General features: G+C 49.1%; 18 protein-coding genes. 6 read left to right on the plus strand and 12 right to left on the minus strand.

Annotated elements, in window-relative coordinates:
- Position 1: 1 nt before the first annotated feature.
- The 12 genes from BQ8005_RS13820 to argR form a co-directional block, all read right to left on the minus strand.
- The gene (locus BQ8005_RS13820; protein ID WP_075318458.1) at positions 2-421 is read right to left on the minus strand and encodes a hypothetical protein; all 420 of its coding nucleotides are present in this window, start codon (positions 419-421) and stop codon (positions 2-4) included.
- 2 nt (positions 422-423) lie between these two features.
- Positions 424-717 (minus strand): hypothetical protein, encoded by a 294-nt coding sequence (locus BQ8005_RS13825; protein ID WP_075318459.1) that lies wholly within the window; start codon positions 715-717, stop codon positions 424-426.
- Between the two features lie 1056 nt (positions 718-1773).
- Entirely contained in the window at positions 1774-3432 is a 1659-nt protein-coding gene (locus BQ8005_RS13835; protein WP_075318461.1) for an AMP-binding protein, read from the minus strand.
- Between the two features lie 13 nt (positions 3433-3445).
- Positions 3446-3994 (minus strand): helix-turn-helix domain-containing protein, encoded by a 549-nt coding sequence (locus BQ8005_RS13840; protein WP_022021402.1) that lies wholly within the window; start codon positions 3992-3994, stop codon positions 3446-3448.
- A gap of 31 nt (positions 3995-4025) precedes the next feature.
- On the minus strand, positions 4026-4802 hold the full coding sequence (gene proC, locus BQ8005_RS13845; protein WP_075318462.1) for a pyrroline-5-carboxylate reductase: 777 nt from the start codon (positions 4800-4802) through the stop codon (positions 4026-4028).
- A 213-nt stretch (positions 4803-5015) separates the two neighbouring features.
- Positions 5016-6140, minus strand: a complete 1125-nt coding sequence (locus BQ8005_RS13850; RefSeq protein ID WP_075318463.1) for an aspartate aminotransferase family protein — start codon at positions 6138-6140, stop codon at positions 5016-5018.
- A gap of 45 nt (positions 6141-6185) precedes the next feature.
- The gene (locus BQ8005_RS13855; protein ID WP_022021404.1) at positions 6186-6572 is read right to left on the minus strand and encodes a four helix bundle protein; all 387 of its coding nucleotides are present in this window, start codon (positions 6570-6572) and stop codon (positions 6186-6188) included.
- A gap of 20 nt (positions 6573-6592) precedes the next feature.
- A complete protein-coding gene (argC, locus tag BQ8005_RS13860; RefSeq protein WP_075318464.1) occupies positions 6593-7561 on the minus strand; it encodes an N-acetyl-gamma-glutamyl-phosphate reductase in 969 nt (322 codons plus the stop codon).
- A 21-nt stretch (positions 7562-7582) separates the two neighbouring features.
- Positions 7583-7795, minus strand: coding sequence for a PspC domain-containing protein (locus tag BQ8005_RS13865; RefSeq protein ID WP_021846382.1), 213 nt, complete (start codon positions 7793-7795; stop codon positions 7583-7585).
- A 10-nt stretch (positions 7796-7805) separates the two neighbouring features.
- Positions 7806-9020 carry an argininosuccinate synthase gene (locus tag BQ8005_RS13870; RefSeq protein ID WP_021846383.1) on the minus strand — a complete coding sequence of 405 codons (1215 nt, stop codon included), beginning with the start codon at positions 9018-9020 and terminating at the stop codon, positions 7806-7808.
- 32 nt (positions 9021-9052) lie between these two features.
- Complete coding sequence (locus BQ8005_RS13875) at positions 9053-9610, minus strand: GNAT family N-acetyltransferase (RefSeq protein WP_021846384.1); 558 nt, start codon at positions 9608-9610, stop codon at positions 9053-9055.
- A 19-nt stretch (positions 9611-9629) separates the two neighbouring features.
- A complete protein-coding gene (gene argR / locus BQ8005_RS13880) occupies positions 9630-10100 on the minus strand; it encodes an arginine repressor (protein WP_021846385.1) in 471 nt (156 codons plus the stop codon).
- A gap of 249 nt (positions 10101-10349) precedes the next feature.
- Between argR and BQ8005_RS13885 the strand changes: the two genes are divergently transcribed.
- The 6 genes from BQ8005_RS13885 (at position 10350) to fucO (ending at position 19115) form a co-directional block, all read left to right on the plus strand.
- Positions 10350-13112 (plus strand): alpha-L-rhamnosidase, encoded by a 2763-nt coding sequence (locus BQ8005_RS13885; RefSeq protein ID WP_075318465.1) that lies wholly within the window; start codon positions 10350-10352, stop codon positions 13110-13112.
- 146 nt (positions 13113-13258) lie between these two features.
- Positions 13259-14719 carry a rhamnulokinase gene (gene rhaB / locus BQ8005_RS13890; RefSeq protein ID WP_075319264.1) on the plus strand — a complete coding sequence of 487 codons (1461 nt, stop codon included), beginning with the start codon at positions 13259-13261 and terminating at the stop codon, positions 14717-14719.
- A gap of 29 nt (positions 14720-14748) precedes the next feature.
- Positions 14749-16002: an L-rhamnose isomerase gene (locus tag BQ8005_RS13895; protein WP_021846388.1), complete on the plus strand. Its 1254-nt coding sequence runs from the start codon at positions 14749-14751 to the stop codon at positions 16000-16002.
- Positions 16003-16074: 72 nt separating this feature from the next.
- Entirely contained in the window at positions 16075-17106 is a 1032-nt protein-coding gene (rhaT, locus tag BQ8005_RS13900) for an L-rhamnose/proton symporter RhaT (protein ID WP_075318466.1), read from the plus strand.
- 34 nt (positions 17107-17140) lie between these two features.
- Positions 17141-17950 carry a rhamnulose-1-phosphate aldolase gene (gene rhaD / locus BQ8005_RS13905; RefSeq protein WP_021846390.1) on the plus strand — a complete coding sequence of 270 codons (810 nt, stop codon included), beginning with the start codon at positions 17141-17143 and terminating at the stop codon, positions 17948-17950.
- 10 nt (positions 17951-17960) lie between these two features.
- Positions 17961-19115: a lactaldehyde reductase gene (gene fucO, locus BQ8005_RS13910; protein ID WP_075318467.1), complete on the plus strand. Its 1155-nt coding sequence runs from the start codon at positions 17961-17963 to the stop codon at positions 19113-19115.
- Positions 19116-19167 lie beyond the last annotated feature (52 nt).

Raw genomic sequence — 19167 nt, forward strand, 5'->3', positions numbered from 1 at the left:
TTTATTCATTGTTAAATATTTGTTTATATACATTTCTAATAGCAATACTTTTAAGTATGGCTTTATCGTCTTCTTTGTTTTTTTCAAACTCTTCCTCAAAATCATTTAAGTCTCCGTATGTGCTTCCATACTTAGTATATCTATTAGGGTATTCAAGTATTTTATTTAATTTATATAAATATCTATGTCTAAAATTACCTGAGTAATTGGAGTTCCTAATAGTTTCTATGATTGAATTATATTCACTATGCAGGCTCTTATATTCCCTATCAATCGCCTCCTCTAAATCCTTCTTCATTTCCATTTCTCTCATTTCTTCTGTTCTTTTCTTGTCGTAAATGTTGTATGAAATAATGGAGATAATTAAAAGGGCAGAGGCAATTATAATGTATTTTTTTAGGGTCTTTACTTTTATTTCCATTGCTATCTCTTAGAAAAAGTTCTTCCTATGATTATAGAACAAGAGCCAAGTACAATCCATATAAGACTTTTTATCATAACAGCTGCTGAACGAGATGCTGATATTATGTAATTGTAAGCATCACCTCCAACATACTTTTTCTCATCAAAATCAAACACTCCATAAGAGCCACATTCTAAATCGTTACTATAATAGTTAAAGCCTATTAATAAGAATATTATTCCAATAATGTAAAGCCCAACTTCCATTACTTTAGTAAAGGTTACATTTACTTTTTTTTCTTCTGCATTTTCCATTTTTCTAATTCTTTTAATTAAACATTATCTATATAAAAATAAAAAGCGTGAGCAAATACTATGCTACGCTGATAGGTATCGCCAAACACCCAGACCCATAACAAGTACGCCCACGCATATCGTGAGCATTTACTTATTGTTAGTTGGGTCTTCGATTAAATTGGCGATTTTATCAGCCCAAAACAATAGCAAACGCTAAAGTTCAATAGTATGTCTTGAAATAGCATTACTGCTAAATCGCTACAAAGGTATAAATTAATTATATATCTATAATAAAGTTCTTATAATTAAATATATAATTGTGCGTAAATAATATATATGGGGTAGATAGAATGAACATTATGGGCTGATGTTGCTATCTATATATCCCAACTTTTTTGTAATTAGAGAAGATAAATCCCACTCGCATAAAGAGCTTCTAAGTTTACTGATTAGGTTGCTGATAAACTGGCCAAATGATGAATTTATGTATGCCGTTATTTTTGCTAGAGGGCAAATAATGATGTTTCCTGATAACACAAAAAACGGGTTGACAATATTTGATGAAATTTTGTTAACTCAGTTTCATAGGTGTGTTTCAAAAAGATATTCCGATAATTAGTTTATATCAGTATCGTTTTACTTAATTATAGGAAAACAAACATGTTTATAGATGACTGGCGGATTCAGATTTTATAAGCCTTGCCAACTGTTGCAGGATTGTGTCAGGTACTATTGGGCACGTCCTATATTAGTGCTGAGGATTTTCAGCTATAATTTGTCTTTCTCGTCTATGTTTCACCATATAGTTCTTATTTACAGGGAACTATAATCTTGTGAAGGCGTGGAACTTTCACCCATATAGTTTGATATAGGTAGAGTGGGAAAGAGAATTGCTTTCACAAATGTTTTAATTGCCTACATTAGCCTGCTAACTACCTACATTAGCCGCGTAACTATCTACTTTAGAAACGCCAAGTTCATGGTTATGTTGAGTAAATAGAAAAAGCCGAAACTCCTTTTCCTGATGTTAGGAAAAGAGGTTTCGGCTGAGGCTATGAAGGGTAAGCCCGCGGCTTATTGTTTCTCGTCGTTCTTGCGGATTTCGACGCGACGTATCTTGCCGCTGATGGTCTTGGGCAACTCGTCCACAAACTCGATGACACGCGGATACTTGTAGGGGGCGGTGACGCGCTTCACGTGGTTCTGAAGCTCCTTGATGAGGGCGTCGCCTGCCTTGTCCTTGTAGGCCTTGGAGAGGACAATGGTGGCCTTGACAACCTGGCCGCGGATTTCGTCGGGCACGCCGGTGATGGCACACTCTACGACGGCAGGATGGGTCATCAGCGCACTTTCCACTTCGAACGGGCCGATGCGGTAGCCCGAACTCTTGATGACGTCGTCCGCACGCCCCACGAACCACAGGTAGCCGTCTTCGTCTTTCCACGCCACGTCGCCCGTGTAGTAGATGCCGTCGTGCCAGGCTTCACGGGTGCGCTCGGGGTCGCGGTAGTATTCCTTGAACAGGCCGAGGGGCTTGCCCTTGTCGGTGCGGATGACGATCTGTCCCTGCTCGCCGGCCTCGACGGAACGGCCTTCGGAGTCGATGAGGTCCACGTCGTATTGCGGGTTGGGCAGGCCCATGCTGCCGGGTTTCGGCTCCATCCAGGGCATGGTGGCCACGGTCAGGGTGGTTTCGGTCTGTCCGAAGCCTTCCATCAGACGGATGCCCGTGAGCTTCTTGAAGGTGTCGAACACGGCGGGGTTCAGTGCCTCGCCTGCGATAGTGCAGTACTCGAGGTGCGACAGGTCGTACTTCGTGAGGTCTTCGTGGATAAGAAAGCGGAAGATGGTGGGCGGTGCGCAGAGCGAGGTGACGTGGTAGTCCTGTATCTTTTGCAGGATGTCGGCGGGGGTGAACTTCTCGTGGTCGTAGACGAAGACGTTGGCGCCGGCTATCCACTGGCCGTAGAGCTTGCCCCACACAGCCTTGCCCCAGCCGGTGTCGGCGATGGTGAGGTGGAGGCTGTCGGGCTTCAGATTGTGCCAGATGTAGCCCGTGACGATGTGTCCCAGCGGATAAGTGAAGTCGTGGGCCACCATCTTGGGCTCGCCCGTGGTGCCACTGGTGAAGTACATCAGTGAGATGTCGTCGTTGGTGTTGGGGTGTTCGGGCTTGACGAAGGGTGCGGCGGCCTCGATGCCCTTGTGGAAGTCTTCATAGCCTTCAGGTATTTCAGGGCCTACGCTGACCAGACGCTTCACGCTGGGCGACTGGGGCATGGCGGCGGTGATGTGGTCGGTGATGACCGTCTCGCCCGCGCAGACAATCATCTTGATGTCTGCGGCGTTGCAACGGTAGACGATGTCCTTCTTCGTCAACAGGTGGGTAGCGGGGATGACGACGGCGCCCAGCTTGTGGAGGGCCACGATGCTGAACCAGAACTCGTAGCGGCGCTTCAGGATGAGCATCACCATGTCGCCGCGGCCGATGCCGAGGCTCTGGAAGTAGCTGGCCGTCATGTCGGTATAGCGCTTCATGTCGCCGAAGCTGAACTGACGGTGCTCGCCCTTGTCGTTGGTCCAGAGCAGGGCGGGTTTGTCGGGTTGCTCGGCGGCCCAGGCGTCGACGACGTCGTAGCCGAAGTTGAAGTTGTCGGGTACGTTTATCTTTAGGTTATCTATAAAATCCTGTTGGGAAGTAAATGTGGTTTGTTGGAGAAATCTTTCTATCATAGTTGTGCTAATTTTACATGATGATTGCCAGGAAGCGCACGGTCTTGCCGTCGAGGGCCTTCATGCCGTGGGGCAGGCTGGAGTTGAAGTAGATGCTGTCGCCCGGGGTCAGGGTGAGTTCCTTGCCGCCGATGCTCAGGAGCAGGGTGCCTTCGATGACGAGGTTGAACTCCTGTCCGGCATGCGTGTTGTAGTGCATGGGACGGTCGTTGGGCTCTACGGTCACAATGAAGGGGTCGGCCTTGCGGTCCTTGAATCCGGCAGCCAGCGACTGGTACTTGTAGGCCTTGGTGCGCTCCACGCTGATGCCCTTGCCGGCACGCGTCAGGAAGTAGGTGCTCATCTTGGGTTCTTCGCCGAACATCAGCGCGTCGAGGGCGATGTTGTAGTGGCGTGCTATCTGTTGGAGCATGCTCACGGAGATGTCGTGTTCGCCCGACTCGGCGCGTTCGTATTCGTCCTTGTCGATGCCGCATTCGTTGGCAATGTCGTTGGGAGTCAGTTCCATGGCGTCGCGCAATCCGCGCAGGCGCTCGGCTATTTGTTTAATTTGTTCGTCCATACTGTTATTTAGTGATTAGAATGATAAATGCTTAAGTGGTACTTGATTTTATTGCATTGATAATGGCCGATGTGAATCCGTCGTGCTCCAGGCTGTTGATACCTTTGATGGTGAGTCCGCCGGGGGTACACACTTTGTCTATTTCGAGGGCAGGGTGCGTATCGTTGTTGAGGATGAGCTCAGCGGCACCTTTGAGAGACTGGGCTACCATTTTCATGCCGTCTGTGGGACGGATGCCAAGCTCCACACCGGCTTGCATGGCAGCCTGGATGTACTTCAGTGCATAGGCAATGCCGCAGGAGGTCATAGACGTGGCGGCAGCAAATTTCTCTTCGGGTAGGAGTATGGCAAGCCCCATTTCGTTGAAAATATCCAGTACCTGTTTGGCCTGTTCAGAGGTGGCGTAGGCGCTGGTAATGAGCGTCATGCTTTGCATCTCGCTGATACCGGTGTTGGGAATCACACGAAAAAGGGGAAGTGGCTGACAATTCAGCATGTTCCACAGTTCGCCCAAGTTGATGCCGGCGGCAATGGATATCAGCATTTGTGGAGCTTTCGGCTTTATTTCGCTAAGTACATCGTTTACCAGCCAGGGTTTTACGGCCAGAATGATGAGATCGGCGTCTTTTGCTGCCTTCCGGTTGTTTGAGGTTACCTGTATGTCGGGAATTTCGGCTTTCAGAACGTCGAGTTTGCCTTGCGTGGGGTTCGAAACGATAATCTCTGAGGCAGGGATAATGGTGCCTTTTGCCAGTCCGCGGGCGATGGCTCCGCCCATGTTTCCTGCTCCGATGATGGCTGTTCTCATAAGCGTTTGTTTTAGATAAAGATTGATTTCTGGCAAAGTTAATAAGTTTTGGAAAGAAATTTGTACACCTTGCCAGAAAAATGCAACGGGAACCTTGCTTTTTGTTGTCGACAGAAAAATTAGACCGGTATGAAAAGACTTCGGCGTGGAGAACATAAGTGTCCGAAGATGCTTATGCCATTCACGCCGAAAGGGGAGATGGATAAAAAGGTATCAGCCCAGCACTTTCTTGAACCGCTCGAGGAAGAGGCTGGCCTCGTCCATGGACAGGCAGAGGGGCGGCAGGAGGCGGATGACGTTGGTGCCGCTCACGCCCGTAAAGACGTGCTGCTCCTTGAGCAGGCGCAGGCGCAGGTCTTTGATGGGTTCGTCGAACTCGAGGCCGATCATCAGGCCGCGGCCGCGTACATCCTTGATTTGGGGCAATTTCTTCAGCTCGTCCAGTAGGTAGGTACCTACACGGGCGGCATTCTCGACCAGGTGTTCCTGCTCCATGACGTCGAGCACGGCCAGGGCGGCGGAGCAGGCCAGGTGGTTTCCTCCGAAGGTGGTACCCAGCTGGCCGTAGACGGGTGTGAACATGGGGCTGATGAGCACGCCGGCCATGGGGAAGCCGTTGCCGATGCCTTTGGCCACGGTGATGATGTCGGGACGGATGTCCTGGTGCTGGTGGGCGAAGAACTTGCCGCTGCGTCCGTAGCCGCTCTGTATCTCGTCGAGGATGAGCACCGTGCCCGTCTCCGTGCAGGCCTGACGGAGGGCGTGCATGAATTCGTCGGTGGGCAGCTGGATGCCGCCTACGCCCTGGATGCCTTCGATGATGACGGCGCAGACATCACCCTTGGCCAGCTCGGCCTGCATGGCGGCCGTGTCGTTGAGCGGCAGGTAGGTGACGTGGCCGCAATCGTTGATGGGGGCGATGATTTTGGGGTTGTTGGTCACCTCGACGGTCAGCGACGTACGGCCGTGGAAGGCCTTGGCAAAGGACACCACCCGTGTGCGTCCGTTGTGGAAGGAGGCCAGCTTGAGGGCGTTTTCGTTGGCTTCGGCACCGCTATTGATGAGGAAGAGCGAGTAGTCTTCGTAGCCACTGGCCTTGCCCAGGCGTTCGGCCACCTGCTGTTGGAGCTTGTTGATGACGGAGTTGGAGTAGAAGCCCAGGGTGGCTACCTGGTGGCTGATCATCTCCACGTAGTGCGGATGGGCGTGGCCGATGGAGATGACGGCATGGCCGCCGTAGAGGTCGAGGTACTCCGTACCGTTCTCGTCCCACACGTGGCAGCCTTTCCCTTTGACGATGTTGATGTCGAACAAAGGATATACATCGAATAAGTTCATATTTTAAATGAAGAATTAAGAATTAAGAATGAAGAATTTCAGAGTTTATTCCTCACTCTTTTTCTGGTTATTTTTTACTGTTCGGATGGAGGAAATGAGTAGGGCGATGAGTTCGCCACAATCGTTTTCCATGCTTTCGAACGAATTGTCGTTTATGTATTGCGAATCGTGAAGCAGATTGAGCCAATAATCCGTCTCGTTTGCTTCTTTCAACGCTACGCTCAGTTTGTTAATGAAGTCGGCTTGGCTTTGGGCAAACTCCGATTCACGGACCAGTGCGCCGATGGCCGTACCCGAACGAAGAACTTGCTTACTCAGCACGAATTCTTGTTCCTGCTCTCTCAAGTACCTGTTCATGCCGATTACCCTCAATGCAAAAGCGTAACTCTTGGCATGCAGTAACGAATCCTTCCTGTTGCGTGAATTCTTCATTCTTCGTTCTTCATTCTTCATTAAAAAGCACTCGGCTTCAGCCTCAGTCCTACCGTCTCTTCGAGGTTGAACATCAGGTTCATGTTGTGGACGGCCTGGCCACTGGCACCCTTCAGCAGGTTGTCGATGCACGAGATGATGAGCAGCTTGTCGCCGTGCTTCTCCAAGTGGATGAGGCACTTGTTGGTGTTGACTACCTGCTTCAGGTCGATGTTTTTGTCGACGATGTGCGTGAAGGAATCCTTGGCATAGTATTCTTCGTACATGCGGCGGATTTCCTCGAGAGCTACCTTGGTCTTTACGACAATGGTGGCGAAGATGCCGCGGGCGAAGTCACCACGATAGGGGATGAAGTCGATTTCGGAGTTGAAGCTGTTCTGGAGCTGACGGAGCGACTGCTTGATTTCGGGCACGTGCTGGTGTTCGAAAGCCTTGTAGACACTCAGGTTGTTGTTGCGCCAGCTGAAGTGGCTCGTGGCACCCGGCTTGACGCCTGCGCCCGTGCTGCCCGTGATGGCGTTCACCATGATGTCGTCGTTCAGCATTAGGTTCTTGGCCAGGGGGAGCAGGCCCAGCTGGATGCAGGTGGCGAAGCAGCCGGGATTGGCTACGTGCTTGGCCGTGCAGGTGGCGCGACGGTTCAGCTCGGGAAGGCCGTAGATGAAGTCGTGGTCGTCGCTCTTGAGGCGGTAGTCCATCGAGAGGTCGATGATTTTCAGGTCTTCGGGTACGTTGTGGCTCTCCAGGAACTTGCGCGTGTCGCCATGGGCGGTGCAGAAGAAGAGCACGTCGATATCGTCCAGCGGGAGCTGGTCGGTGAAGGTTAGGTCGGTTTCGCCGTAGAGACCTTCGTGCACGTCGGTTATCTTGTTGCCGGCGTTGCTCGAGCTGTTGACGAAGACGATTTCCGCCTCCGGATGGTTCAGCAACAGGCGGATGAGTTCGCCTGCCGTGTAGCCGGCTCCGCCGATAATTCCTACTTTAATCATAATATGTAATATCTGTCTGTTTTAATCTTGAAAGTAACGGTTTTCCTCTTCGGGGATAATCAGCATCAGCAGAAAGTAGATGATGACACCCGAGAAGGCGGTGAATACGGTCGCGAGCGTGTAGACAACGCGGATGACGGTGGGGTCGAGTGCAAAGTAGTTTGCGATGCCGGCGCATACACCGGCCAGCATGCGGCCGGTGCGCGGGCGTCTGAGTTTCTTTTCTGCTTCCATGGCGGAAAAATCAGATGTTGTTCAGTTCATCCTTGTGCGTGGCGTAGTAGGCACGGAGCGGAGTGGACGAAACTTTGATGAAGCCCTTGGCGTCTTCGGCCGTCCAGCCCTTCTGCATCTCGCCATATTCGCCGAACTTGTTCTTTACCAGGTCGTCGGCGCTCTCCACGCCTACGGTGTGGAAGCCCAGCGGGCGGAGTTCGAGGATGGCGGTGCCGTTCACGTTGCGCTGGCTCTCGGTCAGCATGGCTTCGATGTCGCGCATTACGGGCTCCAGATACTGGCTTTCGTGGAGGAACATGCCATACCAGTTGGCCACCTGGTCCTTCCAGTACTGCTGCCACTTGCTCAGGGTGTATTTCTCGAGGAAGCGGTGGGCGCCGATAATCAGCATGGGAGCGGCAGCTTCGAAACCTACACGGCCCTTGATGCCGATGATGGTGTCGCCCACGTGCATGTCGCGTCCGATACCATAGGCGGCGCCGATTTCTTCAACCTTCTGGATGGCCTTGATGGGGTCGTCGAAGCGTTCGCCGTTCACGGCCTTCAGTTCACCCTTCTCGAAGGTGAGGCGCAGCTGCTCGGAGCCTTCCTTGGTACAATGCTTCAGGTAGGCACTCTCTGGCAGACCCTGTGCCGAGTCGAGGATTTCGCCTCCGCAAATGCTCGTGCCCCAGATACCTACGTTATAGGAATATTTCAGTTTGGCAAAGTCGGCGGCAAAGCCGTGCTTGTTCAGGTAGTCGATTTCTTCCTGGCGGCTCAGGGCCATGTCGCGGGTCAGGGTGATGATTTCCACGCCCGGAGCCATGACGAGGAAGGTCATGTCGAAGCGCACCTGGTCGTTGCCTGCACCCGTAGAGCCGTGGGCAATGGCATCGGCGCCTATCTCGTTGGCGTAGCGGGCGATGGCCAGTGCCTGGAAGATACGTTCGGAGCTGACGGAGATGGGGTAGGTACCGTTGCGCAACACGTTGCCATAGACCATGTATTTCAAGCTCTTTTCGTAGTATTCCTGCGTTACGTCGAGGGTGACATACTTCACGGCACCCAGCTTGTAGGCATTCTCTTCGTTGGTTTTCAGCTGCTCGGCGCTGAATCCGCCCGTGTTGGCACAGGCTGCATATACTTCATAACCTTTCTCCTTGGCCAGATACATCACGGTGAACGAGGTATCCAATCCGCCGCTGAAAGCGACCACTACTTTTTTCTTCTTTGCTTCCATTGTTCAATATGTGTTTATTTATTCATTTCTTCTTAGATTTTATCCTCCTCGTGCAGGGCAGGGTCATAGAGCATGGCCGTGCAGATACAGAACTTGCGGTTCTTGGCCACCAGGATGTCGTGGTTGATGCAACCTTCACATCCTTTCCAGAAAGCCTCGTCGTCGGTCAGCTCGTTGAAAGTGACGGGTACATAGCCCAGTTCGGTGTTCATCTTCATGACGGCCGCGCCGCTGGTAAGGCTGAATATCTTGGCCCACGGCCAGCGGAGGCGTGCCAGGCGGAAGGAGGCCTGTTTGATACGCTTGGCCAGTCCGATACCCTGATATTTGGGGTGTACTATCAGACCGGAAGTGGCTACGTACTGCTTGTTGCCCCAGCTTTCGATGTAGGTGAAGCCTGCAAACTCATTGCCACAGAGGGCGATGATGGCTTTCCCCTCTTTCATTTTGGTGGCTACATATTCGTGTGTGCGCTCGGCAATTCCTGTGCCGCGTTTCTTGGCGGCTTCCCTTATGGTGTCGAGAATTGTATCCACATAAACTTCATGTGAGGCGTCTGCCACCATCACATCAATTTGTTTAGAATCCATTTCTATCTTATTGTTTTGTTTAAATATTCGGTATGATTTCGGAGAGGAAAGTGCGCACGTCGTTATGTGAGGTTTCTTCGGCCAGTACTAGCATGATGGTGTCGTCGCCGGCGATGGTTCCGAGGATGTGGGGGCATTCGCGGTTATCAATATCGTAAGCGATGCTGCTGGCATAGCCGGGGCGGGTACGGATGACAGCAATGTTATGCGAGAATTGCAACGACACGAAGCCGCTAGACATAAGCATTTCGCTTGCGCTTTGGTGGTTGTGGCGCTTATACATGATGTCATTGGGGAGTACGTATACATATTTCCCATTTGTATTGGCCGCTTTGGCTACCTTTAGCTGCTTCAAGTCGCGCGAAAGGGTGGCTTGCGTCAGTTCGAATCCTTCCTGCCCCAGGGCTTGGAGCAGCTCTTCCTGCGAACCGATTTCCTTACTCGAAATAATCATCTTGATGGCGTCTAACCGATTGGCTTTCTTCTTCATCTTTTTGCATGTTTATTCTAACTGGGTGCAAAATTAGAGAATATATTTGAAAGAATATGCAAAAATGAGCATTTTTTTAGGGCTTAATTCTTCATATATATACTTTAAAAGATAACTTGGCATTGCTAAGTGGCAAAATCAATAAGATTACAGCCAAAATAAAGAGAGGAGTTTTGGAGAAAGTTGTGTATTTTTGTCATATGGAAAAATGAATCTGATTTATTTACCAATACAAAACCTGTGAATATTATGAATAAACGATTGATGACTTGTGTACTGGCTTTGGGCGCATGCGGATTGTTAAGCGCCCAAGATATCGCATGGCCGGAAATGTCGGTTGAGGCTAAGCCGGGCGCTCGTTGGTGGTGGATGGGAAGCGCCGTTGATAAGGCGAATCTTACCCGCAGTTTGGAAGAATATGCTGCCGCTGGTATGGGTACAATGGAAATAACTCCCATTTATGGTGTTAAAGGAAACGAGGCACGTGATATTTCATTTCTTTCTCCTCAGTGGATGGAAATGTTGGGACATGCAGAAAGTGAAGCTGCTAGGTTGGGTATGCAGATGGATATGAATACGGGTACAGGTTGGCCGTTTGGAGGACCAGAAGTGACTATTGAGGATGCCGCCTGTCGTCTGCTTATCGAAGAATATCAGTTGAAGAAAGGGGAGCGCCTGGACCAGAAGGTGGAGACTACGGATAGCAAACAGAAACCTTATGCAGTACTGGAGAGACTGATGGCCTTTTCTGAGGATGGAAAATGTTTGGATTTGACCGATAAGGTGCACGAAGGCCAGTTGGACTGGAAGGCTCCAAAAGGAAACTGGCGACTGATTGCCGCATTTTGTGGTAAAACATTCCAAAAGGTGAAGCGGGCTGCTCCTGGCGGGGAAGGATATGTGATGAATCACTTTTCGCATGAGGCTGTTGAACGTTATTTAGGCCGTTTTGATAAGGCTTTTGAAGGCATGCAGGGGAATATTCCTTACCCTCATAACTTCTTTAATGATTCTTATGAAGTTTATGGAGCTGATTGGACGAAAGGACTATTCGACGAGTTTTTGTCGCGGCGTGGGTATAAATTGGAAGAATATCTGCCTGAGTTTCTGTCGGAGGAGGGGCGGACGGATGTGGCACGCCGCATTGTATCCGACTATCGTGAAACATTGGCTGAAATGCTCCAGGAAAATTTTACGCGCCAGTGGACGGAGTGGGCTCATCGACATGGAGCAAAGACGCGTAACCAGGCACATGGTTCTCCTGGCAACTTGATTGATCTGTATGCGACGGTTGATATTCCTGAGTGTGAAGGATTCGGCCTTTCTGATTTTGGTATTAAGGGTCTGCGTAAGGACTCGTTGACTCGTCCGAATGACTCAGATCTATCCATGCTGAAATATGCTTCCTCGGCGGCACATATTGCGGGAAAACCTTATACTTCTTCTGAAACATTTACGTGGCTGACGGAACATTTTCGTACCTCCTTATCTCAGTGTAAGCCAGATATCGACCTGATGTTTGTTTCGGGTGTCAACCATGCTTATTTCCATGGTACTACTTATTCTCCTGCCGATGCTGCCTGGCCGGGATGGAAATTCTATGCGACGGTCGACATGAGTCCGACGAATAGTATCTGGCGTGACGCACCAGCTTTCTTTCAGTACATTACTCGTTGCCAAAGTTTCTTGCAGATGGGCAAGCCGGACAACGATTTCTTAGTATATTTGCCCGTGTACGACATGTGGCAGGAACAAAATGGACGCCTTTTAATGTTTGATATTCATAAAATGGCCGAAAGAGCTCCCCGATTTATCGAGGCAGTACATCGTATCAATGATGCCGGCTATGACATGGATTATATATCAGATGCATTTGTACGTACCTTGTGCTTCCGCGATGGTAAGCTAGAAACTTCGGGGGGTACTAAATACAAGGCTTTAGTGGTACCTGGGGTTCGTCTGATGCCGGCAGATGTGCTTGAAAAGCTTTGCCAGCTGGCTAACGAGGGGGCTACTATTGTTTTCTTGGATCAGTATCCTGAAGATGTGCCTGGATTTGGGGATTTGGAGAGTCGTAGAAGCGCTTTTAAAGCCGTTTGGAAAAAAATGCAATCTATGAAGCAAGCGGGTGGTGCACATATCTTGTTTGGCAAAGATTATGCACAGACTTTGGCGCAAACCTCTGCTGTTCCTGAGGTGATGAAAACTCAATATGGATTGAGTTGTATTCGCAGGAGCCATGCCGAAGGTTATCATTATTTTATAGCTGCTTTGACAGATAGGGATACAGAAGCCTGGATACCCTTGGCAGTAGAGGCTCGGTCGGCGATTTTTTATAATCCGATGGATGGTACTTCGGGAAAGGCTCGCCTGCGTCAAAAGGACGGAAGGACGGAAGTATTTATGCAGATGCGGTCGGGTGAATCGTTGATATTAAAAACGTTTACGAAAGATGATGTACAAGTACAGGCATGGACGTATGCTACTCCGATGCAGGATCAAATCCGTTTGGATGGTGAATGGAAATTTCGTTTTGTACAGAGTATGCCGACGGTAAGTGATGTACCTGAGGCGGTTGCGTTAGGTTCTTGGGCTGATTTAGATTTTGAAGGTGCGCGTACGGCGATGGGTACTGCTTGCTATACTAAGAGCTTTAAGCTGGATGCACCTGAGAATGCTTCTGGATGGATACTTTCGTTGGGAGATGTCCGCGAGAGTGCACGTGTTCGTATCAATGGTGTCGAAGTAGCTACATTATGGGCTGTCCCCTACCGTTGCGAGGTGGGCAAATACCTGCGTGCGGGTGAGAATGTACTGGAAATTGAAGTGACGAACTTGCCTGCTAACCGTATAGCTGATATGGATAAACGTGGAGTTGAATGGCGTATTTTCAAGGATATCAATATTGCGGCATTGGGCTATAAAGAAGGGAATTATGCAGGTTGGGATCCTATGCCGAGTGGCTTGTTGGGGCCTGTCTCGCTGATACCGATGAAGAATTTGGAAGAATGAATTTAGCAGGTGATTTGTTTATTCTTCGTTTATTTTGAAAAAAGGTGATTGTCAAATATAACAGATTTAGTATCAAAATAGACATCACTTGTTGAAGTATAAACGGTTACTTTTGTATCATCAATAAAAATATATAACTAATGACCATGAAACAATGTTTTTTCGCGGTTGATTTGGGAGCAACCAGCGGTCGTACTATTTTGGGAAGTTTTACTTCGAATGGTTTAGAAATGGAAGAAGTCAATCGTTTCCCTAACCATCTGATTGAAGTAAACGGACATTTCTATTGGGATATTTATGAACTCTATCGCAATATCATTGAAGGTCTGAAATTGGCCTCTCGCAAGGAAAATGTAGAAATCGTTTCTATTGGTATTGATACGTGGGGGGTGGATTTCGTGTGCGTAGGTAAGGACGGACATCTCTTGCGCCAGCCTTATTCTTATCGCGACCCACATACAGAAGGTGCACCAGAAGCTTTCTTCTCGCGCGTACCTCGGAAGCATGTCTATGAATTGACGGGTATTCAGGTGATGAATTTTAATTCTCTTTTCCAGCTGGATGCGATGCGACGTGCGGGTGATAGTGCGTTAGCTGCCGCTGAGAAAATACTTTTTACCCCCGATGCCTTGAGCTATTTGTTGACGGGCGAGATGGTGACCGAATATACCATTGCGACTACAGCTCAACTGGTCAATGCTTCAACACGCAAATTGGAAAGTGAATTATTGCAGGCTGTAGGTCTTACGGAGTCCCATTTTGGACGCTTTGTCTATCCAGGCGAGAAGGTGGGTGAACTTTCGGCTGAAGTACAGCGCATGACTGGTTTGGGTGCTATTCCAGTGATTGCCGTAGCTGGACATGACACGGCTTCTGCCGTTGCCGCCGTTCCTGCCCAGAGTAGCCATTTTGCTTACCTGAGTAGCGGTACCTGGTCGTTGATGGGTATAGAGGCGGATGCGCCTATTATAACTCCTGAGACAGAAGCATTGAATTACACCAATGAGGGTGGTGTGGAAGGCACCATCCGTTTCCTGAAGAATATTTGTGGCATGTGGCTACTCGAGCGTTGCCGTCTGCAATGGGGCGAGACTTCTTATCCCGAGCTGATAGCTGAAGCGAATGCTTGTGAAGCTTTCCGTAGCTTGATTTATCCAGATGATGCTTCGTTTGCCAATCCGTCGGATATGGAGCAGGCTATCAAAGACTATTGCAAGTCTACCGGCCAGCCAGTACCTGAAACTCGTGGTCAGATTGTACGTTGTATTTTCGAGAGCCTTTCATTGCGTTATCGTCAGGTTCTCGATGATTTGCGTGCCTTGTTTTCCCGCCCGATAGATACATTGCATGTGATAGGTGGAGGAAGCCGCAACGATTTGTTGAACCAATGGACGGCCAATGCCGTGGGTATCCCCGTAGTAGCAGGCCCGTCAGAGGCTACCGCCATCGGAAACATCATGTTGCAGGCCATTTCGGCAGGCAAGGCTCAAGACGTTCCTTCCATGCGTAAGCTGGTAGCGGCATCCATTCCTTTGAAGACTTTCCAGCCTCAAGACGATGCCGTGTGGAGTGAAGCTTATGCTCAATTCAAACGTATTGTACGATAATTATAACCATAATAAAATAAGATAAAACCATGAAAGAAGAACTGATTGTAAAGGCTTATGAAGTGGCCAAAGAACGTTATGCGGCCATCGGTATGGATACAGACAAGGCGATGGATGCCTTGCAGAAAGTACAACTCTCCCTGCATTGCTGGCAGGCTGATGATGTGACAGGCTTTGAGTCGGCTGGCGAATTGACAGGTGGCATTCAGGCTACCGGTAACTATCCTGGCAAAGCGCGCAACATTGAAGAACTTCGTCAGGATGTGCTGAAGGCTGCCAGCTATATTCCTGGTAACCATCGTTTGAATTTGCATGAAATCTATGGCGATTTTGGCGGCCAGTTTGTAGATCGTGATCAGGTAGAACCCAAGCATTTTGAAAGCTGGATGCAATGGGCAGCCGAGCATAATATGAAGCTCGACTTCAACTCTACTTCCTTCTCACATCCGAAAAGTGGTAGCTTGTCTCTCTCCAATCCTGACAAGTCTATTCGTGACTTCTGGATTGAGCACACCAAGCGTTGTCGTGCCATTGCCGAAGAAATGGGTAAGCGCCAGGGCGATCCTTGTATCATGAACCTGTGGATACACGATGGTAGCAAAGACATCACCGTCAATCGCATGAAGTATCGTGAAATCCTGAAGAACTCGTTGGATGAAATTTTTGCCACTGAGTACAAGAATATGAAGGATTGTGTAGAATCTAAAGTATTTGGTATTGGACTGGAAAGCTATACTGTGGGTTCAAGCGATTTCTATACTGCTTATGGTGCAAGCCACAACAAGATTGTGACATTGGATACCGGTCATTTCCATCCGACTGAAAGCGTAGCCGACAAGTTGTCTTCTTTGCTTCTCTTTATCCCCGAAGTGATGCTTCACGTTAGCCGTCCTGTACGTTGGGATAGCGACCACGTAACCATCATGAATGATGATACACTGGATTTGTGCAAGGAAATCGTACGTTGCGATGCGTTGGATCGTGTACACATCGGTTTGGATTACTTTGATGCGAGCATCAACCGCATTGGTGCTTATGTCATCGGTAGCCGTGCTACACAGAAATGTATGCTCCAAGCCCTGTTGGAACCGTTGGATACGTTGCGTAAGTATGAAGCTAACGACCAGGGATTTGAACGCCTGGCTCTGTTGGAAGAAGCCAAGTCGTTGCCTTGGAATGCCGTTTGGGATATGTTCTGCTTGAAGAACAATGTGCCTGTGGGCGAGGAGTTCATCGCAGAAGTTGAGAAATATGAAGCGGAGGTTACTTCCAAACGTAATTAATATACATCGTAGGACGGGACAAGTGTCGGGAGGCGCTTGTCCCTTTCTGCTGTATGCAAAAGAATAAATAGCATGAATACACTGATAGGATTGTTGATTATAGCGATTGGCAGCTTCGGACAGAGCAGTTCGTATGTGCCCATCAATAAAGTGAAGGAGTGGTCTTGGGAGAGCTTTTGGTTGGTTCAGGGCGTTTTTGCCTGGTTGGTTTTCCCTTTGTTGGGGGCTTTCCTAGGCATACCTGACGGAGGAAACTTGCTCGACCTGTGGAGCTCGGGTGGTGCACTTCCTGCCATTGTCTATGGAATACTTTGGGGCGTAGGTGGATTGACGTTTGGGTTGAGCATGCGATATTTGGGGGTCGCTTTGGGACAAAGCATTTCTTTGGGTACTTGTGCGGCTTTTGGTACATTGTTCCCTGCTTTGTTTGCAGGTAAAGACCTCCTGCATGGTGATGGCCTGATGTTGCTTATTGGAGTGTGCATCACGTTGGCGGGTATTGCCACGATCGGCTATGCAGGTAGTCTTCGTTCGAAAAACATGACGGAAGAAGAGAAGAAGGCTGCGGTTAAGGACTTTGCGTTGACCAAAGGTCTGCTGGTAGCCTTGCTGGCTGGTGTGATGAGCGCTTGTTTTGCCTTGGGCCTCGATGCTGGTACACCTATCAAAGAAGCGGCTTTGGCTGGTGGGGTAGAGCCTTTGTATGCTGGCTTGCCCGTCATTTTTCTGGTGACTTTGGGAGGCTTCTGCACCAATGCTGCTTATTGTATTCAACAAAATGTAAAGAACAAGACTGGCAAGGACTATTTTTCAGTGAAAAGTAGTATCTTTGTAAACAACCTGTTGTTCTGCGCCTTGGCAGGCGTTTTGTGGTATTCGCAATTCTTCGGCCTAGAGATGGGAAAAAGTTTTCTGACCGAAAGTCCTGTCCTGCTCGCTTTCTCGTGGAGTATCCTGATGTCGTTGAACGTCACGTTCAGTAACGTATGGGGTATCTTGTTGAAAGAATGGAAAGGATGTGGGGCACGTACCATCTCAGTGCTCGTCATAGGCTTGGTTGTATTGGTCGCTTCTATCGTAGTAGTGGCCATGGCGCAGTCTTGAATTATTGTAAATTTGTAGTTTAGAAAGAGTATTTATGGAATCAATTTTGAACAATCGTCCGGCTCTGGCAGCCGAAGTAGAAAAGGTAGCCGAAGTGGCTGGCTATTTGTGGCAAAAAGGTTGGGCCGAACGCAATGGCGGTAACATTACAGTAAATGTGACCGAATATGTGGACGACGCCATCAAGGCGATGCCTGCTATTAGCGAAGTGAAACCGATAGGAGCCGTGCTCCCTCACCTGAAAGGATGCTATTTCTATTGCAAGGGCACCCAGAAGCGTATGCGCGACTTGGCACGCCGTCCGATGGAGAATGGCTCCATCATCCGCATTCTCGATGATTGCGCCAGCTATGTGATCATTGCAGACAGCCCTGTGATGCCCACTTCCGAGCTTCCTTCTCACTTGAGTGTACACAATTATTTGATTTCAAAAGGCCTTCCCTATAAGGCATCTGTTCATACACATCCTATCGAGTTGGTGGCCATGTCGCACAACAAGAAATTCTTGGAAAAAGACGTTGCCAGCAATTTGTTGTGGAGCATGATCCCTGAGACAAAAGCTTTCTGTCCGCGTGGTTTGGGTATCATTCCTTATAAATTGCCCAGCTCAGTAGAATTGGCCGAAGCTACTATTCGCGAACTCGACGACTATGACGTAGTTATGTGGGAAAAGCATGGCGTGTTTGCGGTCGATGTCGATGTCATGGCTGCTTTCGACCAGATCGATGTACTGAATAAATCCGCCTTGATCTACATCGCCGCTAAGAACATGGGCTTCGAGCCCGACGGCATGAGCCAGGAGCAGATGAAGGAGATGTCTGTAGCGTTTAACTTACCTAAATAAAGCAAGTATTATGTATAGAATGATATTGAACGAGACATCCTATTTCGGTGCAGGATGTCGTGAAAACATTGCCGTTGAGGCTGCCCGCAGAGGTTTCAAGAAAGCCTTCTTCGTAACCGATAAAGACCTGATCCGTTTTCATGTAGCCGACAAGGTAATCGAAGTTTTCGAAAAGAATAATATCCCTTACGAACTGTTCAGCGATGTGAAGGCCAATCCGACCATTGCCAACGTACAACATGGTGTAGAGGCCTTCAAGGCATCGGGTGCCGATTTCATCGTGGCTTTGGGAGGCGGTTCTTCCATCGACACGGCTAAGGGTATCGGTATCGTAGTGAACAATCCCGATTTTGCCGATGTGAAGTCGTTGGAAGGCGTGGCAAATACCCGTCAGAAGGCAGTGCCTACCTTTGCCTTGCCTACCACTGCTGGTACGGCGGCCGAGGTGACCATCAATTACGTTATCATCGACGAGGATGCCAAGAAGAAGATGGTTTGTGTCGATCCGAACGACATCCCCTCGGTAGCCATCGTTGACCCCGAACTGATGTACTCCATGCCGAAAGGGCTGACCGCCGCTACGGGTATGGACGCTTTGACTCATGCCATTGAGAGCTTTATCACGCCTGGTGCTTGGGTAATGTCCGATATGTTCGAACTGAAAGCTATCGAAATGATTGCTGCCAACTTGAAGGCAGCCGTAGACAATGGTAACGATACTGTTGCGCGCGAGGCTATGTCGCAAGCCCAATACATTGCAGGTATGGGCTTCAGTAACGTAGGTTTGGGCATCGTACACTCGATGGCTCATCCGTTGGGTGCCCACTATGATACGCCGCATGGCGTGGCCAATGCCCTCCTGCTTCCCTATGTCATGGAGTATAATGCCAATTCTCCAGCTGCTCCCAAGTATCTTCAGATAGCCAAGGCTATGGGTGTCAATACGGAAGGCATGAGCGAGGCTGAAGGTGTGCGTGCGGCCGTTGATGCTGTTCGTCAGTTGTCATTGAGTATCGGTATTCCTCAGAAGCTGCACGAGATTGGTGTTCGCGAGGAAGATCTGCATCAGTTGGCTATCGACGCCTTCAACGATGTTTGTACGGGTGGTAATCCTCGTCCTACTTCCATTGAAGATATTGAAGCTCTTTATCGTCAGGCTTATTGATAATTTGCATGTTGTGTTGCCTCCATTTTAGGGTTATGGAGCGATGCGAAGG

The sequence above is a fragment of the Bacteroides togonis genome (assembly GCF_900130135.1).
Classification (GTDB): Bacteria; Bacteroidota; Bacteroidia; order Bacteroidales; family Bacteroidaceae; genus Bacteroides; species Bacteroides pullorum.